We start from the raw sequence: 25,652 nt of genomic DNA on the forward strand, positions 1-25,652 counted from the left end.
TGAAGGAAGGCCGATTCCACATCGGCCTTCTGTCTCGTCAACGCTCGACCGAGACACCGAATTCCGCGGCGGCATCGAGGAGCCATCGGTAGAGGTAGTCGGCAAAACTGCGGCGCACGATGAGTTCCCAGCAGTCTGCCTTCGGTTGACGCAAGGTGACTGAGGTCTTGGCGAAGATCGTGGTGACGCCCTTGCCGACCGGGAATGCCGACGGGTGAACGTCGTAGGGCGTCGACTTCTTCAGCGTCTCGCGTGCCTTGGGGCCGCTCAGCGTGATGACGGTCTGGCCGCCGCTGACGTTGACGAGGCTGAAGTGTGCTTGCCCCAGTGCATGGCGAAGCGCCTTCTCCAGCGCGAACTCTTCGCCGCCGGGGACCACGATCAGCCATTCGTCCGGTGATAGCCACTGGATCGAACGCTCGCCCGTTGAATCCAGGGTCAGGGTATTGGGCCGCGCCGGCAGGTTGATGCCGAGCACCTCGCGCACGGCCTCATCCAGGACGATGGCGCCGCCGCGCAGGATCAGGTGGCCCATGAAGGCGGATTCCCGCAGCGTCACCCCGGCTTGCGTGTCCGCGTCGGGCACCGGACCGCGCTGGAGCGACCAGGCGAGGGGCGACTCTGCGCCGGTCTGATCGTTCGGCCGGCAGTCGAATTCACGAATCTCAGACATTCTGACGTTCTCCTTTGGGATCGATAAACACCGGACTGACGATTTCCGCTTCATGCACGACGCCATCCTTCATCGGCAGATAGACCGTCTGTCCCAGACGATCGCGACCGCCCTTGATGACGGCGAGGGCAAACCCGTGGCCAAGATTGGGGCTGTAGTAGCTGGAGGTGACGTGACCGACCATGGTCATCGGGATGCTCTGCTCGGGATCGAAGACGATCTGCGCGCCTTCCTCCAGCACGACCTCGGGATCCCTGGGCTTGAGGCCGACGAACTGCTTGCGGTCGGTTCGCGCCGTGTCAGGCCGGGTCAACGCGCGTTTGCCGATCCAGGCGAACGGCTTGTCGTAGCCCACCGCCCACTGCATGCCCAGATCTTCGGGCGTGACCGAGCCATCGGTATCCTGACCGGCGATGATCAGGCCTTTCTCGGCGCGCAGCACGTGCATGGTTTCGGTGCCGTAGGGGGTCAGCCCGTACTTCTCGCCTTTCTCGAACAGGGTCTTCCAGACCGGCATCGCATAGTTGGCCTGGACGTTGATCTCGTAGGCGAGTTCGCCGGTGAAGGAGATTCGGAACACGCGGGCCGGAATGCCGGCAACGTTGCCCTCGCGCCAGTCCATGAACTTGAACTGATCCGGGGACAGGTCGATGTCGGTCACCTCTGACATCAGCTTGCGCGCTTCCGGCCCGGTCACGGTCATGGTCGCCCAGTGGTCGGTCACCGAGGTGAAATAGACCTCGAGCTCCGGCCACTCCGTCTGGTGCCACAGCTCCAGCCACTCCATCACCCCGGCGGCGCCACCGGTGGTGGTGGTCATCAGGAAGTGATTCTCGGCCAGACAACTGGTGGTGCCGTCGTCCATCAACATGCCGTCGTCTTTGCACATCAGGCCGTAGCGCACCCGTCCGGGGGCCAGCTTGGCCCACTTGTTGGTGTACACCCGGCCCAGAAACTCGCGTGCATCCGGCCCCTGGATATCGATCTTGCCGAGGGTCGAGGCATCGAGAATGCCGACTTTCTCGCGCACGGCCAGGCTTTCGCGCGATACCGCTTCGTGCATCGTCTCTTTCTTGCCATTGACGGTGCGAGGAAAGTACCAGGGCCGCTTCCACTGGCCGACGTCCTCGAATTCCGCGCCATGCTCGACATGCCAGGCATGCAGGGCGGTGTAGCGCTCGGGATCGAACAGATCCCGGCAGTGGCGGCCAACGATGGCGCCGAAGGTCACCGGCGTGTAATTGGGCCGGAAAACGGTGGTGCCGACTTCCGGGATCGAACGCTTCAGGCAACGTGCGGCAACTGCCATGCCGTTGATGTTGCCGAGTTTCCCCTGATCGGTGCCGAAGCCCAGCGCGGTATAGCGCTTGACGTGCTCGATCGATTCGAACCCTTCACGCGTGGCCAGTTCGATACCCGCGGCCGTGACATCGTTCTGCAGATCGACGAACTGCTTGGGGGCTCGCATGGCCGACTTCACGTGAGGCACCTGGAAGAGCGCGCAGGCGGGTTCCTCGCGCCGTTCGGCGACGTCAGGCAGCTTGGGCGCGGACGAGTCGCTCTCGAACCCGATGGCATCCAGCGCGCGGCGAGCCCCTTCGGCAGCGTGTTCGAGCACCGCCTTCAGGGCGAAGACGCCGTGAACGCCGCCCACCGATGTCATGCCTTTGACGTCACCGGGCACGAAACCCAGCACGTCGTCACGCCATACGGGCCGGGTTCCGGTATGGGAGGAGAGGTGGATGACGGGGCTGTAGCCGCCGGAGCTGGCGATGGTGTCGCAGCTCAGCGTCTTTTCGTGACCGAGAACGCAGAAGGCGTCCAGATCGATCCTGGCGATGCGAGCCGCTGTGACGCGGTCACTGCCCTTGGCCTCGATGACGGCGCTCTGGTTGATGATACGGATCCCCAGGGCGCGGGCCTGTTCGGCCAGTTCACCCCGAGACGTGGCGCGGGCATCGACGATCGCCACGACTTCACGACCCGACTCGTGCCAGTCCAGCGCCGTGCGATAGGCGTAATCGTTGCTGACCGACAGCACCAGCTTGTGGCCCGGCACGACACCGAAACGCCGGATATAGGTGGAGACCGCGCCGGCAACCATGTTGCCGGGGACATCGTTGTTGCCGTAGACCAGCGGACGCTCGTGGGTGCCCGTCGCCAGAATGACGTGCCGGGCACGCACGCGATGCAGGCGGGAGCGCGCCTGCGGACGCCGGTTCACGGCGGGGGCGGTATCCCAGAGATGTTCGGTGCGACGCTCGTGGAGCGTGACGAAGTTGTGGTCGTGATAGCCGTTGGCGGTCGTTCGTGGCAGCAGCTCGACGTTCTCTCTTGCCGACAGCTCGGTGACCACTTGCGATACCCATTCCGGCGCCGGCAGGCCGTCGAGCGCCTCGCGACTGTCCAGCAGCGAACCGCCCAGTTCCTCCTGCTCGTCGCAGAGCATGACCCGGGCGCCGCTGTCGGCAGCGATACGCGCCGCTGCCAGACCAGCGGCACCGCCGCCGATGACCAGCACGTCGCAATGCTGATTGAGGTGGTCGTAAATGTCCGGATCGGATTCGAGCGGACTGCGCCCCAGACCGGCGCTCTTGCGAATGTACTTCTCGTAGGTCATCCACATCGAGGCCGGCGCCATGAAGGTCTTGTAGTAGAACCCCGGCGGCATGAAGCTGCCGCCCAGCTTGCCGATCATCCCCATCATGTCGCGCTGCACGTTCGGCCAGCCGTTGGTGCTGCGAGCGACCAGCCCTTCGTAGAGCGCCTGCTGGGTGGCGCGGACGTTGGGCACCTGGGCCGCTTCGCTGGCGCCCAGCTGCACGACGGCATTGGGCTCTTCCGGGCCCGCCGCGACGATGCCGCGCGGCCGCGAATACTTGAAGCTGCGGTTGACGATATCGACGCCATTGGCCAGCAGGGCAGAGGCCAGCGTATCGCCGGCGTAGCCCGTGTAGCGCTTGCCGTTGAACGTGAAGGAGAGTTCGCGGGAGCGATCGATGCGACCGCCGCGGCTGGATCGATGGATCTGCGTCATGCCCGTGCCTCCGTGTTCAACGCTTCGTCTTCAGGGCGCGCGCCGACCGTCTGCCAACCGCCGGACGCGGTCTGAACGCCGGACTGGCGTTCGTCGGCGGCCAGCGTTTCGGCCGTGATCGAGGGGCGCTCGCCCATCTTGTAGGTTTCGAGAATCTCGTAGTTCGCGGTATGCCGCGTAATGTTGAAGAACTTGCGGCAGCCGACGGAATGTACCCACAGCTCGTGGTGAATGCCGCGGGGGTTGTCGCGGAAGAACAGGTAGTCGCCCCATTGTTCATCGGAACAGTTCTCCGGGTCGGCGGGGCGCTGCAGGTGAGCCTGACCACGCGGATGGAACTCTTCCTCTTCGCGATACTCTTCGCAGTAAGGGCAGTAAATATGGAACATGCAAGAGTCCTCCTTAGGGAAACACTGCATAAATGTCTGCGCAGGCGAATCGCTGCGTTACGCGGTGCTGGAGCGCCAGCCCGGTCGGAATCCTCACCTATACCCCATAGGCTCCGGTTGCTGCGCTCCGTGCGCCTTGCGACGGAGTGCCGCCCACTTCATCCTGCTCGCCGATTTATTCAGCGCTTCCTTAGTGGGCGACGCCAGCGGCGCCGTGTTCGTCCACCAGGGCGCCGGTGTGGAAGCGGTCGATCGAGAACGGTGCGGCCAGCGGATGCGCTTCGCCCTTGGCCAGCGTCGCCGCGAAGACATGGCCGGAGCCCGGCGTGGCCTTGAAGCCGCCGGTGCCCCAGCCGCAGTTGAAGAACATGCCCTTGACCGGCGTGGCCGAGAGAATCGGACTGGCGTCGGGGCAGGTGTCGACGATGCCGCCCCACTGGCGGTTCATGCGCACGCGGGAGAAGATCGGGAACATCTCGACGATTGCCTGCAGGGTATGCTCGACGGTCGGGTAGCTGCCGCGCTGGCCATAACCCACGTAGCCGTCGATGCCGGCGCCGATGACCAGATCGCCCTTGTCCGACTGGCTGATGTAGCCATGCACATGGTTGGACATGACCACCGTATCCAGCACCGGCTTCAGCGGCTCGGAGACCAGCGCCTGCAGCGGGTGGGACTCTAGCGGGAGCTTGAAGCCGGCCATCTTGGCGAGCACGCCGGAGTTCCCGGCGGCGACGCAGCCCACCGTCTTCGCTTCGATGTCGCCGCGATTGGTGTGAACGCCATGGACGCGGCCGTCACGGATCTTGAAACCGGTGACTTCGGTGTTCTGCAGCAGGTCCACGCCGAGTGCGTCCGCCGCCCGCGCGTAGCCCCAGGCCACGGCGTCGTGACGGGCCACGCCGCCGCGCGGCTGCCAGGAAGCGCCGAGGACCGGATAGCGGGCCCGGCTCGAGCAGTCGAGGATCGGCACGATCTCTTGGACCCCCTTGGCATCGAGGACTTCGCCATCGATCCCGTTCAGGCGGTTGGCGTTGACGCGGCGCTGGATGTCGCGCATGTCCTGCAGCGTGTGGCCGAGGTTGAGCACGCCCCGCTGCGAGAACATCACGTTGTAGTTGATGTCCCGGGAGAGGCCTTCCCACAGCTTCATGGAGTGTTCGAACAGCGCGGCCGCTTCGTCCCAAAGATAGTTGGAACGCACGATCGTGGTGTTGCGAGCGGTATTGCCGCCACCCAGCCAGCCTTTCTCGATCACCGCGACATTGGTGATGTTGTGGACCTTGGCCAGATAGTAGGCGGTAGCCAGCCCGTGGCCGCCACCGCCGACGATGACGATATCGTATTGTTTCTTCGGCGTAGGATTGCGCCACTGGCGCTGCCAGTTTTCGTGATGGTTCAGCGCGTGCTTGACCAGACCGAATCCGGAATAGCGTTGCATGCTTTTCTCCTGGAGAGACGCCGCCCGAGCAGCCTCGCCGCGGCGTCGGAAATCGTTGAAATCAGATCGTTGGAAGCTTGCGGTCATGATCCGCCAGGCAGATCGAAAGGCGCTTGAACGTTTGCGACAGGATAATTGAATGAAGGGGAAGCCGCGGTCGACCGGAAAACCGCGCCGTGGCCTCGCAGTCGTGCGCTGCTGGCCGGCCGGGAGAGGCCGGCCCTATGTCGAAAAGCGATATTTATGACGCTAACGTTTCCGACACTCGGCCTGGATCGAGCGGGGCGATGCCGGCACGGGGCATGAGGGGAAAGGCGCCTTCAGTGCTGAGCCGGCGCGGCGAGTTCGAGCACTCGGGAGGTCTGGCCGACGTGGAGAAAGAACGGGTCCACGAGCTTGGCGCGCTGATCCTCGGAGAGCCGCCTGACCTCCGAAGGGGGAATGCCGAAGACCTCGCGGAAGTGCCGCGAGAAGTGGGCCGTGTCGGCAAAACCGCAGCGCTCGCCGATATCCGTGATGCTGTGTTTGGTGTAGTTCAGCATCCAGCACCCGTAGTGCAGGCGCAGGTCGCGGGCGAATTTCTGCGGCCCGACCCCGAACTGATCCCGGAAATGGCGCTCGATGTTGCGCCGCGAGGTATGCAGGCGCTTCGCCAGCCGCTCGATCGTGACCACCTCGCCCAGATGCTGCTCGAAGATCGAGATGGCCCGTCGAACCAGCGGATCGGAGACCCGGCTGAAGACCACGGGCTGCGGCTGGGGATGTTGCCCGGGCCGCGGCTCGTCGATCAGCATGATATGCAGGCTCTTCTTCGCCCATAGCCGTCCCAGGTGTCGCTCCACCAGGTACGCGGCCAGGTCGGCGGATGCCACGCCGCCGGCACAGGTCAACCGATTGCCGTCATCCAGAAAGAGCTGGTCGGCCACCGGCTCGATATCCGGGTAGCGCTGCACGAGATCGGCATGGTGATACCAGCTGATGCAGCATCGGCGGCCATCCATCAACCCTGCCTTGATCAGGGAAAAGACCCCGGTACAGACCCCGACGAGAGGAACGTCGCACTGCGCTGCCAGGCGCAGATAATCCAGCGCCTGCTGATCCTCCTCTTCGGCCGCGCCGAGTACCCCGCCGATGACCACGATGTAATCGAAGCGTTCGGGGGCCGTCAGCAGTCCGCAGCCGGTGATCGTGGCGCCGCTGCTGGAAACGACGTCCTGCCCGCCGCTGCTCATGAACTGCCAGCGACAGCGGATCTGCTGACTGCGGTCGCCGTCGTCGGCGGACAGCCGCAGGCAATCGACGAAGGCCGAGAACGGCAGGATGGTGAAGCGCTGCAGCAGCACGAATCCGACCGAAAGAGGCTCGTCTGAAGAAGAGAAATCTGGGGCCATATCGTAGTCTCAGGGCATGGTCGAGGCCGAGGCATCAATCCAGTTTGTCATGACACGCGCTGGTACGTCGCTTCCACAAGCCCTCAGGAGCAGTGCTCGATGGGGCTTCGTTGCCATTCACCATCGATCAACGTCTCGCGCAGGCATTGGCCCACGCCTTGATCTCGGGATAGGGGCGCTGCTCGTAGATGCCGAAACCGGGCAGCTGCCGCGCCTTGAGCGGCGTGAAGACCGGCATGGCGAGCCCGCACAGAAAGTGCGCGATGCGTTGCGCCCCCGGCACCGTGCCAATCTGCTCGCGGTGACGCTCGATCAGCGGCCGGGCGTATCGTTCGAAGTCGTCATCGGTCAATTCAGGCAGCGCCGCCGCGCTCGGCAGGCGGGCAACGTGACCGTGGCAGACCGAGCAGTGGCCGCAGCCCCGGGCGGCTTGAATCGGCTGGCCGCATCCTCGGGCGGCTTGAACAGGTTGGCCGCAGCTTCGGGCGGCTTGAATCGGCTGGCCGCAGCCCTGGGCGGCCTGGACCGGCTGGCCGCAGGCTTGAGTTTCCGCATGCTCGAAATGGTCGTCGCCGAAGTACTCCGCCAGACGGCGGGTCAGGCAGGTATCCGATTCGAACAGTGCCAGCATCGCCTGCAGACGTTCGATCTCGGTTCGCTCGCGGGACTGGCTTTCCGCCAGCAACCGGTCGGTCAGGGCCTCGATGTCGAACGCGGGCTGGCACACCTCGTAGACATCGGTCATGCGCTTGCCTTCCAGCACCACCCAGCCCTTGTCCTGGAAATACTCCAGCGCGGTGATGACGCGCGAGCGCGAGGCATCGATCCCCGCATCGACGCCGGCGCGGTAGAGACGCTCGAAATTCACCGTTCCCCAGGTCTTGGCGATGGCGATGTTGTCCACCAACAGGCGCACGAAGTCGGCCCGTTCCCCCTGGAAGCGTGCGATCAGATCGCCGGGCTCCTCGAGATAGCGCAGCCGGTATTCGGCCAGATAGGCGAAGCGGGGCGCGATCACGCCGTGCATCTCGAGGCGCACCAGCAATGTCTTCAACGGCAGCAGGCGGATATTGCTGTCGCGGGAGAGCGTATTGAGCAGCACCGGCCACTGGCGCTGCGGCTGGCGGCCAGCCTCGGCGATCTCGGCCAGCACGTGACGAATACCCTCGCGCTCCGGCGTGTCGCCGTAGACGAAGTTCTCCAGCACGCGCAGGCCGTCGCGACCGGCCAGCATCAGGCAGCGTGACGGCTCGCCGTCGCGGCCGGCACGGCCAATCTCCTGGCTGTAGTTCTCGATCGACTTGGGCAGGTCGTAGTGGATCACGTTGCGAATGTTGCCCTTGTCGATCCCCATGCCAAAGGCGATGGTGGCGACGATGCAAGGGATCTCGCCGCGCATGAAGCCCTGCTGGATCTCGTCCCGCGTCTCGCTGTCGAGACCGGCGTGATAGGCGCGCACCGTGAAGCCCTGATTCGCCAGCGCCGCGGCGACCGACTCGGCGGTCTGCTGCAGGGTGACGTAGACGATGGTGGGCGCCTGCGATGCCGGCTGTTGTCCTGGCGACTGTCGTGACGAGCGTTGCGGCGCCAGCCATTCGACCAGCGCCGGCAGCCGGCGTTCGCTCTCTACCGGCTGCACCAGAAGCTCGAGGTTGTCGCGATAGAAGCCGGTGGTGACGACATCGTCCGCGGCGATGGCGAACTTGGCGCGCATGTCGTCGATCACGGCGGGCGTCGCGGTGGCGGTCAGCAGCAGCGCCTGTGGGATGCCGAACTCGCGCTGGTAGTCCGGCAGCTTCAGGTAGTCCGGGCGAAAGTTGTGGCCCCATTCGGAGATGCAGTGAGCTTCGTCGACCACCAGCAGCGAGATCGCGACCTGGCGCAGAAAGTGGCGAAAGCGCTCGTTCTTGAGCCGTTCCACCGAGACCATCAGGATCTTCAGCTCGCCGCGGCGGGCACGCTCCATGATGTCGCGGGCGGTGTCGCGATCCTGGGTCGAATCGAGACTCGCGGCCGCCACGCCGTGGCGTTGGAGGAAGGCCAACTGGTCCTGCATCAATGCCAGCAGCGGCGAGACCACCAGCGTGAGATGCGGCAGGTGGAGCGCCGGCAACTGGTAGCAGAGCGACTTGCCGGCGCCGGTGGCGAAGATCGCTGCCGTCGAGCGGCCACCGATGACGCGCTCGACGACCGCTTCCTGGCCGCCGCGGAACGCCGGGAAGCCGAACACCTCGAGCAGGGTATCGCGAGCGCTTTTCATGTTGTCTCCTGCGTCATGTTCGTTTGTTGAGTCATGTCCGCTGCTGCGGCCAGGGCACGGTCGTGTCGGGCGTGGCAGCATCGGATGAGGTGACATCGGCCGGCGAATCGTCGGGCGGTTCGGTCTGGTTCGGCGTCAGTGCCGGTTGGTCGTGCCGCGAGGAACGATAGCTGACGCCGTGGCGCAGGCGCGGGGCCTCCGGGCCGCTGTGCAGTGCCGTGACCCGGTCGATGACGGCGCGGTCCGCCAGCGTCAGCCGGTCCAGCATGCGCAGATGCTGCAGCCAGTTGGGCACGAGGAACACCTCCTGCCACAGATCGCGGTCGACGACGTCGCGGTAGAGCGACCAGCGCTTGGCACCGTTGCGCAGCCGCAGCTTCCTCAGTGGGCGCACGGCGCGGGCGAATTCGCGCAGATGCTCGCTGTCGATGCGGTATTCGACTGTCACCATCACCGAGCCCCGTGCCGGATTGAACTCGAAGTCCGGCCTGTGGGTGTGCGCTTCCGGCGCCTCGACCAGATCGTTGGCGTCCAGGTCCGGCAGTCGGGAAGGGAGTAGCAGCAACGCCGAGACGATCAGCAGCGCGCCGGCCAGCATCAGCGCCATCTGCACGCCCAGGCCGTCGGCCAGCTGCCCCCACAGCAGCGAACCCAGCGTCAGCCCGGCGTAGAGCGCGGTCTGATACAGCGCCAGGGCGCGGGCCTTGACCCAGTCCGGCACCAGTATCTGCACCGAGGAGTTATAGGAGGCCACCGCAGCGATCCAGCAGCTGCCGCCGACGATGAGCGCCGGAAACAGCACCCACAGGGTATCGAGCCCGCCGAGCGCCAGCATCACCAGGCCCAGCAACATCGCGGAGAAGCTGATCAGCCGGCTGCTGCCGACCCGCTGGCGGGCCCGGTTGACCAGCGTGCTGCCGGCGATCGCGCCGATGCCGAGGCCACCGAGCATGTAGCCATAGAGCGAGGCGCTGCCGCTGGGGTGCTGATGGGCCAGCAGCGGCAGCAGTGCCCAGAGTGCGCTGGCGGAGATGCCGAAGATGAACGAACGCATCATCACCAGCCGCGTGACGCTGGAGTACTGCACGAAATGCAGCGCCGCCTTGACCCCTTCCCAGATGCGTTCCGGGGGCAGCGACTTGGGCAGCACCGCACGCTTCCAGCGCCACAGCGCGGCGATCAGCCCGCAGAAGCAGAGCACGTTGAGCAGGAAGATCCACGCCGGCCCCACCGCGGCCAGCAGCAGCCCGCCGATGGCCGGGCCGATGGCACGCGCGGCATTGTAGTTGACGCTGTTGAGCAGCACGGCGCTCGAGACCAGGTTGCGTGGCACCTGCTCGTTGACCGCCGCCTGCCACGCCGGGGTGGTGATCGCGCCGCCGATGGAAACGCACAGGATCGAGACGATCAGCAGCGTCGGTGAAAGCAGATTCATGAAGGCGATCAGCGTGATGAACAGCCCGCCCAGCACCTCGATACCCAGGCCGAACAACATCACCTTGCGGCGATCGTAGTTGTCGGCAATCACCCCGGTGACGATCGACATCAGCACCAGCGGCAGCGCCGCCGCGACCTGGATCATCGCCACCGCCACCGCGCCGCCGTCGTTCGACGTCACCACCCATGCCGCCGCCACCGACTGTGCCCACACGCCGAGATTGGCGAACAGGTTGGCGATCCAGATCATCCGGAACGCCGGGACCCCCAACGGGGCAAAGGTACTGACATTCGCCGGACGTGGCGGCGTCTGTTCGGATTCGAGCGTCAGATCGCTCTGGCGGGAAACGGGTTGCAGCATGACGAGCTCGCAGACAAGGGGCGAATCGGAAGGCAAAGCCTGAAGATTAGCATCCTTGGTTCAGCCGTGCGGGTCCAGCGCCATGGCGCTCCGGCAGTGGAGATGCCGATACGTCATGAGGCGGCAGACGGCGCTCGCCTATCACGAGACAAGAGACTGGTACGAGACAAGAGCCTGGTACGAGACAAGAGACTGGGAAGATGGCCTACTGCAGCACGGCGATGGGGCAGGCGTCGGCGGGATGATTCATCACCCGCATGGGAATGCCGTAGATGGCTTCCAGGTTGGTATCGTTCATCATGCTGGCCGGCGCGCCTTCGGCGAGGAGCCTGCCGCTGTGCAGCGCGACCAGGTGATCGCAGTAGCGTGCGGCCATGTTGACGTCATGGAGCACGATGATCACGCCGAGGCCCAGCTCGCGGCAGAGCTTGCGCACCAGCGCCAGCACTTCGACCTGGTGGGCGATATCCAGCGCCGCCAGCGGCTCGTCGAGCAGCAGATAGCGGCTACCCTGGGCCAGCAGCATGGCCAGCCACACGCGTTGGCGCTCGCCGCCGGAGAGCGTATCGACCAGTCGGTCGGCGAAGGCTTCGGTATGGGTCAGGGCGATGGCGCGCTCGATCTGCTGATGATCGTGGCGATTGAGGCGCCCCAGCAGGCCATGCCACGGGTAGCGACCGAAACCGATCAATTCGCGGCAGGTGAGGTTTTCGGCGCTGGGCAGATGCTGCGGCAGATAGGCGACGTGGCGGGCGAACTCTCGCGGTTTCCACTGCGACAGCGGGCGGCCATCGAGCCGGATGTTACCTTGACTGACCGGCTGCTGCTGCGCGAGCAGCTTGAGCAGCGTCGACTTGCCGGAACCGTTGTGCCCGATCAGGCCGTAGATCCGTCCTTCACCGAAGGTGAAATCGATGGGGGAGAGCAACGTCTTGCCCGCGATCTCGAAGCTCGCTGATTGGACTTCGAACATGGACGGGGCAACCTCGCAGCGAGTGGTGGGTCACAGGGTGGAATGCAATCCTAATTCAAATACGAACGCTTATCAAAGACACTTGTCGTCGTTTATCGATTGGCAGCGTCCCTTGTCGGACGAATATCCCTGTCTCTGGAGCGCGAACCCATGATAAGGACCCCGACCCCATGAAAGTGTGGCTATCGATTGTGCTGTTCGCGCTCGTTGCCGGGGGCGTGCTGACCGCCGTTGCCTCGCACGAGCCCTTCGAGCCTCGCATGGTGCGCCTGGAAGCGCAGCGGACACTGCCGTCGCTGGCGCCGGCGCTGGCCGAGGAGTCGCCGGAGATCAACGCGCTCTTTCTGAGCTACGCCGGCGAGCCGGCACTCTGGGCCGCTGCCTGGCTGGCGATCCGCAATCACGGCGATCTGGCTCGTGAAGCGCTGCTCGATTACGGTCTCGATCCCGCGTTCCAGCGCGTGCTGGTGCGTTTCGGCGCAGACGCAGTGCTGCCGGTGACCTACTACCGCGATCACGATATCGCCACGCTGCGGGCACAGCACTGGCTGGGTACGCGCTACCGGGCGGCAAGCGAGCAGCTGTCGCGCTGGTGGCAAGACGATGCCGAAAAGGCGCCCGAAGCGGATCCGACGACGGCCGACAACGAAGCAACGCCGGCCACGTTGACGCCAGCGCATCGGGGTCAGATCGCCATCGCCATTCTCGAGGCCGAGGGCCACGGCTTCCTCGGGCAGTTCGTCATCGATGCAGACGGCGAGGTGCAGCGGCTACAGAGCGAGCGGGTAGTGAGCGATATCGGCGATTTCTTCACCGGCGGCCTGCGCGATCTGGAAAGCCAGTGGCGCCGCGGCGAGCCGGTCGGCGTCGCCGATCTCGGCTGGGCGGGTGTCGATCTGCTGGTGATGACCAGCGCGATCAAGGTGCTGCGCGCCGGGCGCGCGGTGCGTGCCGGTGCCGCCGTCGAAGGGCAGGGCGCGCGGGCGGCGGGGCGTGGCGTGCTGGCCGGGGGCGGACGCTTCGTCAACCTGTCGAGAGCGGCCAAAGTCGCGGCGGTCACCGGCACGGCTTATGTCGTTTTGCGACATCCCAGCCTTGTCAGCGCGCTGGGGGCCAACGCCGCGCGGTGGCTGGGCTGGCCGGTGTGGCTGGGGCAGTTCCTGATCTGGACGCTGGTGCTGCTGCCGTTCTTGATCGTTGCGCGGTTCGTCTATCGCTGGGTGCTGGCGCCGCTGTTATGGCTGTTGATCCCGTTGCTGAAGGCGACATCGAGAACGCCGCGCTGGTTGATGAAAAGGCAGCGGTCGCAGGGCGATGGCACACTGAGTGTTCGACCGCCAAATGACACCAGAATGGATCCCACGTTATGAATGACGACGTCTGTCATGATGACAACGCTTACCGCCTGCATGATGACAACGCATATCGACTGATTTTCGAGCCGCCCGAAATCGAGACCTATATGCGGCTTCGCCGCGAAGCCGGCATGAACCCGCGCAGCGCTGACGGTGCCGCGCGCGGCTTGCCCCGGAGCCTGTTCGCCGTGCAGGTTGTTCACCAGCGCGAAGGAGAGTGCGAAACCGTGGGCATGGGGCGCGTCGTCGGCGACGGCGGCTGCTTCTATCAGGTTGTCGACATCGCAGTGCTGCCGGCGCATCAGGGGCGCGGTCTGGGCAAGCGGATCATGAGCGAAATTCGCGCCTATATCCTGCGTGAGGCGCCGGAAAACGCCTTCGTCAGCCTGCTGGCGGATGGAGAGGCCCACCGGCTCTATGCCCAGTTCGGCTTCGAGCCCACTGCGCCCCGCGCGATAGGCATGAGCTGGTATCCCAGCGTCGCCGGTTCTCGAGGCTAGTGCCGCGCTGCCCGTTCCAGGCTATCCAATTCCAGGCTATCCAGTTCCTCCTGGCATCGAGTCACCGCCTGAGCGATATAGCGCCCCGCCATGCGCTCGGAAACACCGAGCCGCCGGCCGATTTCGCGCTGGGTCATGCCCTCCATGCGGTGCCAGATCAGCGCCTGGCGTAGCCGTTCCGGTAATCCGGCCAACGTCTGCGTGAGCTGGCGGACACACTGCTGCTGACAGGCGTCGGCTTCCGGGCAAGCGCGTGGGCAGACCAGTACCGGTTCCAGCGTGTCGATGGCGATCAGTTCGGGCGCCTGTCGTCGGCGATGATCGATCAGCAGATTGCGGGCGATGCGGAAGAGATAGGCGCGCGGGTTCTCGAGCCCGTTTTCCGAAGCGGTGTTGAGCAGGCGCAGGTAGACCTCGTGACAGAGATCGGCGGCCTGCTCTCCGGATTCGAGCTGGCGGCGGAGAAAGCCCAGCAGCTCGCGATGGTGCTGGCGATAGAGAGACTCGAACAGTGCTTCGCGCATGATGGCGGCCCTGGGGGCAGAACGACAGAAGTGACGCGATCATGGCAAAAATGAGAATCATTAGCAATAATTCGTATTGGCAACGAGTCGTAGGCCGGGCACCACGACGTGCGCCCGGCGATGGATCGGGGGCGTCGGCTACCTCATGCCGACACGGTCGGTGCGTCGCGCTCGTCCCTGGCGCCGTTTCGCCGTTCAGACATCGGGCGATAGGCGTCGATAGGCGGCGATGGGATTGGCCAGCGTGCCGGCGAACTGCAGGTTCTTCGACGGATCGGCGAGATCGATCATCTGGCGGTTGTTACGCAGCTGCAGCCGGTTGAGACAGGAGAGCGTGAATTCTGGCGCGAACAGATCGAAGCGTTCGAACCTGTCGGCGAACGCCGGGTGTCGTTGCTGGTAATCGATCACGCATGCCGCCACCAGCTGCCAGAACTCGTTCTCCTCGAGCTGGTTCGAAGCCACCAGAATCTCGGCTAGGAAGCGGAAGAAGCAGTCGAACAGGTCGGTGAAGATCGACAGGATCTTCAGGTCCTCAGGCACTTCGACCGCGATGCGCCGGGCGGCTTCCGGCAGCGACTGGCCGTTGTCGAAGATGCCGGTCTCCTCGCCGATATCCTTGAGGATCGCGCCGACCGGCACATGGTTCTCGAGTTGCAGAATCAGGTTCTCGCCGTGAGGCATGAACACCAGATCGTGAGCGAAGAAGCAGTGCAGCAGCGGCGTCATGTAGGCGGCCAGGTAGCGCTCGATCCAGCGGCGAGCGCCGATGCCGGAGGCGTCGATCAGTGCCGGCAGCAGCGCGTCGCCACTGGCGTCCCGGTGTAGCAGGGCAGCCATGGTCATCAGCCGCCGATGGGGCGCGATGCGAATATACGGGCTCTCCCGCCACAGGCACGCCAGCATTTTCTGATACGGGTGCTGTTTGTCAGTCGCAGCCTCGAAGCCGGCATGGTGATAGCCCAGCGTCGCCACTTCTCGCAGTACGCTGAACCCCTGCGTCTGCAGTTCCGGATCGCTGCCGACCAGGTTCTCGACCCAGGCATTGATGGCCGGCGTGCCGCGCATGTAGTGGGGCGACAGCCCGCGCATGAAGCCCATGTTGAGAATCGACAGCGCGAACTTGACGTAACGTCGCCTGGGCTGCGAAACGTTGAACCAGGTGCGAATCGACTGCTGGGCACGGTAGTCGTCGTCCGCTTCGCCGAGCAGGATCAGACGCTGCTCGGCGACTTCGCCGGCAAAGGTGATCGCCAGTTTGTGCCGCCATTGCCACGGGTGAACCGGCATGAAGACGTAGTCGTCGGGATCGAGGTCGAGCGCATGCAGCCGGGCCACGAAGCGCTCCCGTACCGAGGCGTCCAGCTCGTCTTCGATGAGCGATTCGAAGTCGAGCCCGTCGATGGCGCTGTAGGTCGTGCAGTGACGCGCCGCCGCCAGCCAGACGGGGCGAATCGCGGCGCCGGCTTCCGGGGCGTAGCGGTGATAGTCCTCGACGTCGAAACCGATCCGGCCGCTGTTGGCGACGAAGCAGGGGTGGCCCTCGCTCATCGCCGTCTCCACGGTCTGGAAATCGGCCCTGGCGAGGGTGCCGGCCGGCGGGACGTCTCGGCCAAGCTTGTAGGCCATGCCGGCCAGGGTGCTGGCGATCTCCTCCAGGTAGGTCGGCAGATTGTCGGGATCGATGCCCAGCCGATCGCGAAACTCGAGCAGGAACTGCGCCACGTCCAGTGATTGCGGATCGCCGTTGCGGGTCTTGGCAAGCGTTCCCTTGTCGATCCACCAGTGATCCAGCGCCATCCGGCGGGCGCGGAACCGATAGACGATGCTGTCGCTATCGCTGGCGAGCCGGTAATCGGCCCAGCCATCGACCTCGGGCCGGGATTCCGCCAACGGCGCCAGCAGCCGCTCATGGGCGAACTCGCTGATCGCCTTGCCCAGCAGGTCGCGATTGGCGCGCTGCCAACGATCGGGCCGCAGATGGGCGCTGGCTTCGCCCGTGGCGGTGTCACGGCGCCGCGAGGCGTGCAGCGACTCGAACCGCTCGCGGGTGTAGAAGCCCAGCCGGGCGGTCTTCTCCGCCAGCTGAATCTCGCCTTCGTAGACGAACCCGGCACGGCGGTTGAGCGGGTGGATCCTGGCATTGGTCACATCCGGCTCGACGACGATCCGCTGCGTCGTCGGGTCGCTGAACAGGAACGCCACGACGGTATCGATCACGGCCTGGCTGAAGCCGTGAATCGGCGAGGCCGCCGGGTTTCTCGGCGCGACCAGAAAGTGCATGCCACGGTCGCCGGGCTGAACCGGATAGTGCTCGCCGACCGGATCCTGGCGGGGATCGTAGCACTCGACCAGAAACGCCGGCTGGCCATCGTGCAGGCCGAGAAAGGCCTGGGCGCTGTCGCTCTGCGCCATGTCGCGGTAGAAAGCCGTGACCTGATCTCGGGTATCGCCATTCATGCCCCAGAAGCGGGCACTATCGCGGCTGACCCAGTCGAACACGGTGTCGATGTCGCTAGCCGGATCGAGCGGGCGAAGGGCGAGGGTGCCGATGCCCGGCCAGTCGCGATGAAAGCGCAGGTCGGGCGAATAGAGGCTGCTGGCCGATGTGGTGTGTGTCGCGTGGTCTGCCGCGGTGGCTGTCTCGGCGTTGGCCAGTCGAGTTTGCGGTAAGTTCATGAGTCTCTCTCCTGACGGAAATCGGAAATCGGGAATGGCGAATCGGGGTGCGCGATAGCCGTCACGCCGTGGCCCGCTGCGGCTGGAACACGCAGTCATCGGGCGCGCCGAAGTCCTGGAAGGTGAATCCGCGCTCGATCGGATAGACCTCGCGCCCGGCCAGTTCGCGGATGATGCAGGCGTTGCGATAGCACGCCATGCCGAGATCCGGCGCGACCAGCCCGTGGGTATGCAGCTCGGCGTTCTGGACGAAGATGTCGTCTTCAGTGCCGATGCCGTAGTAACGGCTGACCGCGTAGCGGCCCGCGTCGTCCCGCCGGATGCGGTGCTCGATCGGCGCCAGGAAGTCCGGCCTGTGCGCCGCGTAGCCGGTGGCGAGGATCACCCCCGCCGTCCGGTGGTCAAAACGCCGGTTCTGCTCGGTCTGGGTGAAGGTCAGGTCGAAGCGCCGATGGGCGGCATCGAAATGGCAGCTTTCCAACTGGGCGCAGGTGAGCAGGTGGGTATCCACCTTGCCCTGCAGACTCTTGGTATAGAGCCGGTCGTAGATCGTGTTGATCAGATCGAGATCGATGCCCTTGTAGAGTCCTTTCTGCTGGCGCATCAGCTCGTCACGGGTCGACTCGGGCAGCGCGTGGAAATAGTCGATGTAGTCCGGCGAGGTCATCTCCAGGGTCAGCTTGCCGTACTCCAGCGGAAAGAAGCGGGGCGAGCGGGTGACCCAGCTCAGGGTGTAGCCATGGGCGTCGATATCGTCGAGCAGGTCGAGATATATCTCGGCGGCGCTCTGGCCGCTACCGACGATAGTGATCGCTGACTTCGCCTGTAGCGCCGCCTTGTGCTCGAGATAGCGCGAGGAGTGCACCACGCGCTCGGCCACCGGCTGGCAGCACGCCGGGACCATCGGTTCGCTGCCGGTACCCAGTACCAGCCGCCGGGTGCGATAGATGCGGTTGCCACTGTCGTCGAAATCATGGTCGGCATCGTCGTCGGGATCGCCCGCACGGGTGTCCCGGCAGTGAACGCGATAGCACCGTTCATCCTCGTCATAGGTGATGCACTGGACGTCGTGATCGAAGCGCAGCGACTCGAGCTGCGTGGTGACCCACTGGCAGTACTGGTTGTATTCGTTGCGCAGCAGGAAGAAGTTCTCGCGGATGTAGAAGCGGTAGAGCCGCCCCTGGGCTTTCAGGTAATTGAGAAAACTGAAGCGGCTGGTCGGATCGGCCAGCGTAACCAGATCGGCCATGAAGGGCGTCTGCAACGTGGCGTCTTCCAGCAGCAGTCCGGGGTGCCAGTCGAAGCTCGAACGACGCTCGAGAAACAGGCCGTCGAGATCGTCGACCGGATCGGTCAGGCAGGCGAGGCCGAGGTTGAACGGCCCCAGACCGATGGCGATGAAGTCATGGATGCGGCTCAGCATGAGGTCTTTCTCCGAACGATTGACGGGCGAGCAGAGGGCGATGTTTGGAGTGATGTCTGAGGCGTCGTTTGGAGCGATACCTGGGGCGACATCAAGGATCCGCCGATATCGGCGATCTCCGAGATCAGGGCGGTCAGATCCTCGAGGCGGGTCAGGGGGTTGAGCAGGGTGAACTTGAGATAGAAGCGCCCGTCGACCCGGGTAGCGGCGACTACCGCCGCCCCGCGTCGTGACAGCGTCTGACGAATCCGGCGGTTGATCGCCTCGATCCGGGCATCCTCTTCCAGCGCCACCGGACGATAGCGAAACACCAGCGTGCTCAGCGCCGGGGCCATCAGCACGTCGAAATCGTCACGCGCTCGAAGCATGCGATAGGTCTGGCGGGTCAGTTCGATCGCCTCGTCGAGACAGTCGCCCAGGTGATCGGCGCCCAGCGTGCGCAGGGTCATCCACAGCTTCAGCGCATCGAAGCGGCGGGTCGTCTGCAGGCTCTTGTTGACCAGGTCCGGCGTGCCGCCTTCGGCCTGGTCGCGGGGATTGAGATAGTCGGCGTGGTAGGTGACATGGCGCAGCTGGCGGCGATCGCGAACCAGGCAGGCGCTGCAGCTCACCGGCTGGAAGAAGGTCTTGTGGTAGTCGATGCCGACCGAGTCCGCCTGCTCGATGCCGGCGAGCCAGTGGCGATGGCGCGAAGAGAGCAGCAGCCCGCCGCCGTAGGCCGCATCGACATGCAGCCAGATGCCGCGCTGCCGGCAGCGTTCGGCCAGCGCCGGTAACGGATCGATGCTGCCGAAGTCGGTGGTGCCTGCGGTGGCGACGATCGCGAACGGAATTCGTCCGGCCTCGTCGCAAGCCTTTAGCGCGGTCTCGAGCGCTTCCAGATCCATGCGCTTGTCCGCGTCGCACGGCACCGCGATCACGGCATCGTAGCCCAGCCCCAGCAGCGCGGCGGCCTTCTTCACGCTGAAGTGGCTGACTTCCGAGGTGATAATGCGCAGGTCCCTGTAGTTCGGGGGGAGGCCATGATGGCGATTGCCACCGTGGCCAGGCATCGCTTCGCAGGCGCTATCGCGGGCGATGGCCAGCGCCATCAGGTTGGACTGGGTGCCGCCGCTGGTGAACACCCCGTCGGCGTCGTCGCCGAGCCCGATGCGTGCCGCGGTCCAGTCGATCAGCTTCTGCTCGATCAGGGTCGCGCCGGCGCTCTGGTCCCAGGTTTCCACTGCCGTGTTGAGCGGCGTGGTGATTGCCTCGGCGAGGATCGACGGCAGCGTGATCGGGCAGTTGAGATGGGCGACGTAGCGCGGGTGATGAAAATGCACGGCGTGATCGAGATAGAGCCGCTGGACCTCCTCGAGGCTGGCATCGAGATCGCCGAGCGGCCGGTCGAGATCGATCGCCTCGAACGCGGGCTGCAGTTCGTGGGGCTCGATGCCGCTGCAGGGGCCTTGCGCTTGGGTCAGCGTGTGGCGGACCAGATCCATGCAGCGCTGCATGCCCGTTCGGTAGGCATCGAGACTCGCTTCACCGAACAGTGCCAGTGCTTCCGGGGAGCCTGGCGGCCGGGACCGATGCAAAGGAATGGGCGTGGCGAATTCCGTGTCATGTCGCATGACGTTTCTCCTGATTGCCGTTCTGGCGCCTCATGACAGACAAAGGCGTAGCCGATGCGACGCTGGAAGCGCGCATAAAGAGAGAGCGAAGCGGTGAGTGAAGCGGTTCGATGAGTGCCGGCCGCTTCCTGCAGCCGGCGATCGATCAGCGTGGGATCATGCTAGAGCGGATACATGCTAGAACTCGTAGGCCACGGTGGCGGTCACGTTACGCTCCGCGCCGAAGTAGCAGTATTCGAGGGAGTTGCAGGAGGCGACATACTCCTTGTCGAGCAGGTTACCCACGTTGACCCGGGCGCTGACGCCCTGCAGCCCGACCTGGCTCAGGTCATAGCCCACGGCGGCATCCACCAGGGTGTAGTCGGGGACCATTTCGGTATTGGCGCGGTCGGCGTAGATATCGGCGTAATAGCGCACGCCGACGCCGACATCCAGCCCGTCTAGCGCGCCGTTGTCGAAGGCTCCGTTCTTGAAGGAATAGTGACCCCAGAGACTGGCCTGGTGGCGCGGCGCGTAGATAGCGTAGTTGCCATCCTCGTTCGGGTCGTCGCTCTTGGTATAGCGGATGTCGGTATAGCTGTAGCCCGCCTGCAGCCGGAAGTTGTCGGTCAGCCAAGTTTGCGCCTGTAACTCGATACCCTGGGAGCGTATCTCCCCCACGGAGCGGTAGGGATCGGTAGGCTGCTCCTTGGTTGCCACGTTTTCCTGATTGATCCGGAACAGCGACAGGGTATAGAGATCCCGGCTGCCCGGCGGCTGATACTTGAGCCCGGTTTCCCACTGTTCGCCTTCCATCGGTTCCAGCAGATCGCCATTCGCATCGACGAAGCTGGTGGGGGTGAAGGCGGTGTTGTAGCTCAAGTAGGGCGCAACGCCATTGTCGAACAGGTAGAGTACGCCGGCGCGGCCGCTGAACTGGGTGTCGTCGAGTGTGCTCTCGGTATCGTTGTAGTGATCGGTATTCTTGATATCGACCCAGTCGTAGCGCCCGCCGAGGGTGACACGCCACTGGTCGATCGCCATCTGGTCCTGCAGGTAGATCCCGGTCTGGCTGAGTTCATGCCGCTCATCATTGGTGACGGCGATGTCCCCGATCGGCTCGGCGCCATAGCTGGGGTTGAAGGCATCGAGGCTGGGGAAGGAACCGGCCGTCCAGACCACGTCATTCCTGCGTTTCTGATAATCCACGCCGACCAGCACGGTATGGTCGATGAAGCCGCTTTGGAGCTTCGCTTCCACCTGATTGTCCAGCGTCCAGGCGTCGAGGGATTCGCGGCCTCCCGAGTAGTATCGGTTCAATTCGTTGGAATCCGTCGATACCCAGCCGTACCCGTAAACCTGGTTCAGTTCGACGTCCGAGTTCAGATAACGCAATTTCTGGCGGGCGGTGATGTCATCGCTGAAGCGGTGCTCGAGGTCGTAGCCGAACATGCGCTGGGTGCGTTCGAACTTGTCGTAGTCGTCCTCGCCGTCGAAGAAATTGTTGCTGATATGGTGGCCGTTGTGGCTGGTTACCGCGCCTTCATAGGGCACACCGGAGTGATAGCCGCCTTCCGGATCCTTCTGCAGATAGGCCATGAACGTGATCGTGGTGTCGTCGGTCGCATCCCAGGTGATCGATGGCGCGATGGCGTAGCGCTCTTCTTCGACGTGATCGAACTGGGTGTCCGCCTTGCTGCCGATCCCGACCAGCCGATAGGCGACGCGCCGCTCGTCGTCCAGCGGGCCGGAGAAATCGAACGCTGCGCTGCGCTGGCTATTGGTGCCGGTGCTGAAACGGAGCTCGTTGCGGTTCTCGAACAGCGGCTTCTTGCTGGTCAAGGCCACAAGACCACCGGGAGACGAGCGCCCGTAGAGCACCGAGGCCGGCCCTTTGACGATCTCGACGTTATTCAGAAACCAGGGATCGATCACCATCGAGCTGTAGCTGTTGGCATCGCCCATCACCTTAAGCCCGTCAAGATAAGTGTTGCTCAGGCTGCCATCGGAAAAGCCGCGCATGACCAGGTAGTCGTAGCGGTTGGAGGCGCCGACCTGGTTGGTGTAGACCCCGGGCGTGTACTGGGCGGCTTCGCGCAAGGTGCGCACGCCGCGTTCGTCCATCTCCTCGCGGTCGACATTGGAAACGGTCTGCGGCGTTTCGAGGATGGGCGTCTCGGTCTTGGTGGCGGCGGACTGGCCGGTCACCGTGACCGTGTCGAGCGACGCGGAATCGCCGCTCGTCGCGGGTATCGAGGTCGTTACCGTCTGCTGGGCCCAGACCGGAAACGACAGGCAAGCGCAGGCCAGTGCGCTGACCGGGTAACGCAGAACATGATGCATGAACGACAAGCTCCCCTTGAATGAAAATCGTTCTTATCCATGGATGTTGCCAATAAGAAGACGTAGGGGCGTCCGGTTTCTGAACCGCAATGACAATTATTTTCAAAAAGAGAAGAACGATACGGCGAGGGCGGCGGTTGCCGGCGATCCGGCGAAGCGGGAGCAAGAAGAGCTCGCGTGCTCAGGATCGTGAGGGGACGGCGATCAACGTCATCAGATAGCCATCGATTTTCGCGACCTGCCCGGATAGCTGCGCACCGGCTGGCCACTGCGCCGATAGCGTCTTGAGCAGTTCGATCGACACCGCGCCCGCCTCGGCGTCCCAGTCGATCAAGCGGGCATGGGGGAAGTAAAAGCGCTGCCCGACCAGCGGATAGAGCGCCTTGAACAGGCTCTCCTTGAGCGAGAACACCAGGGTGAGGAATTCCCCCTGCCGCTCGGCGGGCAGCCGGTCCAGCCAGGCCAGTTCCGAGGCCACCAGAATCTGCGCTGCCAGACGCCGGGCGCGTTCGCCACTCATCACGACCTCGGCGTCCAGCCCGACCCCCTGATAGGCTGCCCGATTGGCGACCACCGCCGCTGCCAGGCCGCGGCTATGCGTGATCGAGCCGACGGTGCCGGCTGGCCAGTCGGGGAGCTGTTCGGCGTCCTGCGCTGGTGTCGAGGGCGACCCGGTCAGCGCGGCGAGCGCACGGCGAGCGGTAAGACGGCCACCCAGGAACTCCGCCCGGCGCTTGGCTGCCGCCGTCGTCAGGCGATCCGGCAGGGCCAGTTCCCAATCGCCGAGATTTGCATCGCAAAGCGTCTGGGTTTCGAAGCACAGCGCGCTGAAGCGGGCCTCCGGCAGCGCGAGCCGCCAGGGCCACTCGCTCCGTGGCGAGTGGCAGCCGGCGGGTAGCATCTCGAACGGGGTGACGGTGTCAGGCATCGCTTAGCGGTCGACCAGCACGGCATTCAGTTCGACCGGGACCTCGTCGCCGATCTGCTGATACCCGATCAGCGACAGGATCGAACGCACGGTCTGGTTTTTCATCAGTTCCTTGCCGTCGAGCGAGACCGGCTCGGCATTGCGCGCACGCACCACGTCGGTCGCTTCCCGAGTGAAGCGCACCGGCAGTTTCTCCTGGCGCTGCTCGCCGTTGGATTCCGTGCTCAGCGTGAGTATCTCGACCGTCGACTGGCCGACCGCCAGCGAGTTGATGCGTTCCGGCGGCAGGCGAGTGACGACCGTGACCAGCGTCGTGCTGGTGAGCGAGGACATCCACGGCGGCAGCTCGCCAAGGCTATCGAGCACGTCGGTCTGGTTGAGCCGGATCGGCAGTTGCAGCGTGCCATCCGCACTGATCTGGCCTTCCATGCGGCGCAGCGCGTGCTCATGGGGAATCGACTCGCCGCCGCTGGTGATTTCGGTCACCGTCGCCGTGACCTGGGACTGTTCGGGATCGAGCTGCCAGGCCGCCAGCGCCACGCCGTGGAACGCCGTCAACCCGGCGGTCAGGCCGATACCCATGATACGGCGGATGATCGTTTTCGATGACATCGTGTCCTCCCTGGACGTGCAAACCTTCGATAGCGGCTGGCCTGTGCCGGCCGCTTTGGTTATCATACGGCTCCCGCGTTTCAGGGCCTATAGCTCAGTTGGTTAGAGCAGGGGACTCATAATCCCTTGGTCGCAGGTTCGAGTCCTGCTGGGCCCACCATTAAATCAGTGGCTTATGGGATTATTCGACAGCGGTCTCAATGCTTGGTTGCGGTTTGGTTGCTGATTTTCGGCAACCGAGTCATAACACCGTCCCATCGAGCGGGATCCGCGTGCGCGTAGCGGCTGGTCACTACGAGCGACGAATGTCCCAGCAGATCCCTGATGCTCGTCAGAGCTTCTCCCTTACTCGCGAGCAGAGAGGCGTAACAGTGCCGCGAGTCGTGGAAGCGAATCTCAGGGCGACCAATCTTCTCTCTAGCTGTTTCAAAGGCGCCACTGATTCTGTCTCCGGTGGTATCGAACGGCAAGGCGTCCACAAGCGCCAGTGCTTCTTCAGTCAATGGAACTACTCTGGGTTTCCCGTTCTTGGTTTGGTTTGGCTTGAGAAGGATACGACCGTTATGGACGTTGCCCGGCTCTAGCCCCATCAGCTCTCCTCGCCTCATGCCCGTCAGCATTGCCAGTAGGATCACCCTTCGTTCGACCCTGTACCGCTCGGGTACTGCTTCAAGCAGCTCGGCAAGCTCTACCTCTGTCAGGTAGATATGCCGTTCGTTCTTGGGCGATGGTTTGCGCAGCTTGCCGTCCAGCGGCAGATCTATCCAATCCCACTCCCGGTATGACAATGAGAGCACCCGCTTGACCACCTGAGTTCGGTTGTTAATGGTCGATTGGGCTAATCCCTTCTCCTTGAGAGCTTTTTGCATCCTGCGCGCTGCGTCCAGTAGCTCCTGTCCGATTATCACGCCGGGAGCGTGGTCATCCATCCATCTTGCTACCAGCAGGATGTGTTGCTTCTGCGAGCGGACATCGTATTCGTTGACCATGCGTTGCAGCCCTTCGGAGAAAGTGAATTTGGGTTTGCGGCCCATGACTCCGTTGAACTTATCTTCCTGGCGCTGAGCTTCCGCCTTTAGCGCATACTGCCTTGCCTCTCCTTCTGTGCGAAAAGTTCGTTGAGTGCGCTGACCGTCGATCGTGCACCGCACGACCCACGTGTTGCGATCTTTCTGTAGTGGTTCACTAAAACCGGACACCCATTTAGGTGGTATCGTCGCCACCAAAGTAGAGGTGATCTGTAGTGTTCAATTAATCCCGGACAGTGTTTTAAGTTTTTCTTCAGCTAACGCAGGCGGGATCCCTGCATTAAACGTATGGGGCCGCTGGCGATTGTAATAACCCAGCAGCTCCTCTAGCTTCTTGACCTGAAGGCTGATGGCCGGCTGCGACCGACCAAGAAGCTCGCCAGCACTAGTGAAACCTCCCAGGTCCTTTATCGTGACAAAGGTTCGCAGCAGGTCGGTGGGCATTGGTCATTGTTTTGCCGTTTGAGTGACGAATAAGGTCAGTGAGTAGGTTGGTTGCGGCTACGGGTCTTGCCTATCTCGATATGGCGTTAGTCCTCGGCTGGATGTGATCATGCCGCCAGCCATCATGATGTTATTCATACTGTTCATCACCTTTTCCAAGAAATACATGGCCGGCTTCCGATGGAATACCGCAGCTTGGGCAGGCTTTTCCCGCCCATGTGGGGCATTGTCTCGATGCTCTCTCCCCTCCCATCGCTTGAGC

At 64.0% G+C, this 25,652-nt stretch carries 20 protein-coding genes and 1 tRNA gene; 4 read left to right on the top strand and 17 right to left on the bottom strand.

What is annotated here, in order from left to right:
• Window positions 1-37: 37 nt before the first annotated feature.
• From CCD76_RS09500 to CCD76_RS09535, 8 genes are all read right to left on the bottom strand, one after another.
• Complete coding sequence (locus CCD76_RS09500; RefSeq protein WP_087719275.1) at window positions 38-673, bottom strand: sarcosine oxidase subunit gamma; 636 nt, start codon at window positions 671-673, stop codon at window positions 38-40.
• Window positions 666-3,710 carry a sarcosine oxidase subunit alpha family protein gene (locus CCD76_RS09505; RefSeq protein WP_087719276.1) on the bottom strand — a complete coding sequence of 1,015 codons (3,045 nt, stop codon included), beginning with the start codon at window positions 3,708-3,710 and terminating at the stop codon, window positions 666-668. Before CCD76_RS09505 ends, CCD76_RS09500 begins: the two co-directional genes overlap by 8 nt.
• A complete protein-coding gene (locus CCD76_RS09510; protein ID WP_087719277.1) occupies window positions 3,707-4,099 on the bottom strand; it encodes a sarcosine oxidase subunit delta in 393 nt (130 codons plus the stop codon). Before CCD76_RS09510 ends, CCD76_RS09505 begins: the two co-directional genes overlap by 4 nt.
• A gap of 190 nt (window positions 4,100-4,289) precedes the next feature.
• Complete coding sequence (locus tag CCD76_RS09515) at window positions 4,290-5,540, bottom strand: sarcosine oxidase subunit beta family protein (RefSeq protein WP_087719278.1); 1,251 nt, start codon at window positions 5,538-5,540, stop codon at window positions 4,290-4,292.
• Window positions 5,541-5,860: 320 nt separating this feature from the next.
• Window positions 5,861-6,931, bottom strand: a complete 1,071-nt coding sequence (locus CCD76_RS09520; RefSeq protein ID WP_087719279.1) for a GlxA family transcriptional regulator — start codon at window positions 6,929-6,931, stop codon at window positions 5,861-5,863.
• 127 nt (window positions 6,932-7,058) lie between these two features.
• Window positions 7,059-9,191, bottom strand: a complete 2,133-nt coding sequence (locus CCD76_RS09525) for a RecQ family ATP-dependent DNA helicase (protein ID WP_087719280.1) — start codon at window positions 9,189-9,191, stop codon at window positions 7,059-7,061.
• A gap of 31 nt (window positions 9,192-9,222) precedes the next feature.
• On the bottom strand, window positions 9,223-10,989 hold the full coding sequence (locus tag CCD76_RS09530) for an MFS transporter (RefSeq protein ID WP_087719281.1): 1,767 nt from the start codon (window positions 10,987-10,989) through the stop codon (window positions 9,223-9,225).
• Window positions 10,990-11,194: 205 nt separating this feature from the next.
• A complete protein-coding gene (locus tag CCD76_RS09535) occupies window positions 11,195-11,962 on the bottom strand; it encodes an ATP-binding cassette domain-containing protein (protein ID WP_087719282.1) in 768 nt (255 codons plus the stop codon).
• Window positions 11,963-12,132: 170 nt separating this feature from the next.
• Between CCD76_RS09535 and CCD76_RS09540 the strand changes: the two genes are divergently transcribed.
• Both CCD76_RS09540 and CCD76_RS09545 read left to right on the top strand, forming a co-directional pair.
• Window positions 12,133-13,332: a hypothetical protein gene (locus CCD76_RS09540; RefSeq protein ID WP_087719283.1), complete on the top strand. Its 1,200-nt coding sequence runs from the start codon at window positions 12,133-12,135 to the stop codon at window positions 13,330-13,332.
• The gene (locus tag CCD76_RS09545) at window positions 13,329-13,817 is read left to right on the top strand and encodes a GNAT family N-acetyltransferase (protein WP_087719284.1); all 489 of its coding nucleotides are present in this window, start codon (window positions 13,329-13,331) and stop codon (window positions 13,815-13,817) included. Before CCD76_RS09540 ends, CCD76_RS09545 begins: the two co-directional genes overlap by 4 nt.
• Here the strand turns inward: CCD76_RS09545 and CCD76_RS09550 are convergent.
• From CCD76_RS09550 to CCD76_RS09570, 5 genes are all read right to left on the bottom strand, one after another.
• On the bottom strand, window positions 13,814-14,341 hold the full coding sequence (locus CCD76_RS09550) for an RNA polymerase sigma factor (RefSeq protein WP_087719285.1): 528 nt from the start codon (window positions 14,339-14,341) through the stop codon (window positions 13,814-13,816). The two genes, CCD76_RS09545 and CCD76_RS09550, sit on opposite strands and share 4 nt — an antisense overlap.
• A 195-nt stretch (window positions 14,342-14,536) precedes the next feature.
• A complete protein-coding gene (locus CCD76_RS09555; RefSeq protein WP_087719286.1) occupies window positions 14,537-17,020 on the bottom strand; it encodes a GNAT family N-acetyltransferase in 2,484 nt (827 codons plus the stop codon).
• A 61-nt stretch (window positions 17,021-17,081) separates the two neighbouring features.
• On the bottom strand, window positions 17,082-18,443 hold the full coding sequence (locus tag CCD76_RS09560) for a lysine N(6)-hydroxylase/L-ornithine N(5)-oxygenase family protein (RefSeq protein ID WP_087719287.1): 1,362 nt from the start codon (window positions 18,441-18,443) through the stop codon (window positions 17,082-17,084).
• Window positions 18,437-20,056, bottom strand: a complete 1,620-nt coding sequence (locus tag CCD76_RS09565) for a pyridoxal phosphate-dependent decarboxylase family protein (protein ID WP_087719288.1) — start codon at window positions 20,054-20,056, stop codon at window positions 18,437-18,439. Before CCD76_RS09565 ends, CCD76_RS09560 begins: the two co-directional genes overlap by 7 nt.
• A 177-nt stretch (window positions 20,057-20,233) precedes the next feature.
• Window positions 20,234-22,378 carry a TonB-dependent siderophore receptor gene (locus CCD76_RS09570; protein WP_087719289.1) on the bottom strand — a complete coding sequence of 715 codons (2,145 nt, stop codon included), beginning with the start codon at window positions 22,376-22,378 and terminating at the stop codon, window positions 20,234-20,236.
• On the opposite strand from CCD76_RS09570, the gene CCD76_RS19745 reads away from it, so the two are divergent.
• The gene (locus tag CCD76_RS19745) at window positions 22,377-22,571 is read left to right on the top strand and encodes a hypothetical protein (protein ID WP_143543270.1); all 195 of its coding nucleotides are present in this window, start codon (window positions 22,377-22,379) and stop codon (window positions 22,569-22,571) included. The genes CCD76_RS09570 and CCD76_RS19745 overlap by 2 nt on opposite strands.
• Here the strand turns inward: CCD76_RS19745 and CCD76_RS09575 are convergent.
• Entirely contained in the window at window positions 22,560-23,306 is a 747-nt protein-coding gene (locus tag CCD76_RS09575) for a 4'-phosphopantetheinyl transferase family protein (RefSeq protein WP_087719290.1), read from the bottom strand. The two genes, CCD76_RS19745 and CCD76_RS09575, sit on opposite strands and share 12 nt — an antisense overlap.
• 3 nt (window positions 23,307-23,309) lie before the next feature.
• Window positions 23,310-23,918: a hypothetical protein gene (locus tag CCD76_RS09580; protein WP_256961235.1), complete on the bottom strand. Its 609-nt coding sequence runs from the start codon at window positions 23,916-23,918 to the stop codon at window positions 23,310-23,312.
• Window positions 23,919-24,001: 83 nt separating this feature from the next.
• Here CCD76_RS09580 and CCD76_RS09585 point away from each other — a divergent pair.
• Window positions 24,002-24,078: transfer RNA gene (locus tag CCD76_RS09585), tRNA-Ile, on the top strand.
• Window positions 24,079-24,115: 37 nt separating this feature from the next.
• On the opposite strand, the gene CCD76_RS09590 is transcribed toward CCD76_RS09585, so the two are convergent.
• Window positions 24,116-25,117, bottom strand: a complete 1,002-nt coding sequence (locus CCD76_RS09590) for a tyrosine-type recombinase/integrase (RefSeq protein ID WP_179208892.1) — start codon at window positions 25,115-25,117, stop codon at window positions 24,116-24,118.
• Window positions 25,118-25,165: 48 nt separating this feature from the next.
• Window positions 25,166-25,390 (bottom strand): helix-turn-helix domain-containing protein, encoded by a 225-nt coding sequence (locus CCD76_RS20645; RefSeq protein WP_373419413.1) that lies wholly within the window; start codon window positions 25,388-25,390, stop codon window positions 25,166-25,168.
• Window positions 25,391-25,652: the final 262 nt, after the last annotated feature.

This window comes from Salinicola salarius, assembly GCF_002179555.1.
GTDB classification, from domain to species: domain Bacteria; phylum Pseudomonadota; class Gammaproteobacteria; order Pseudomonadales; family Halomonadaceae; genus Salinicola; species Salinicola salarius_A.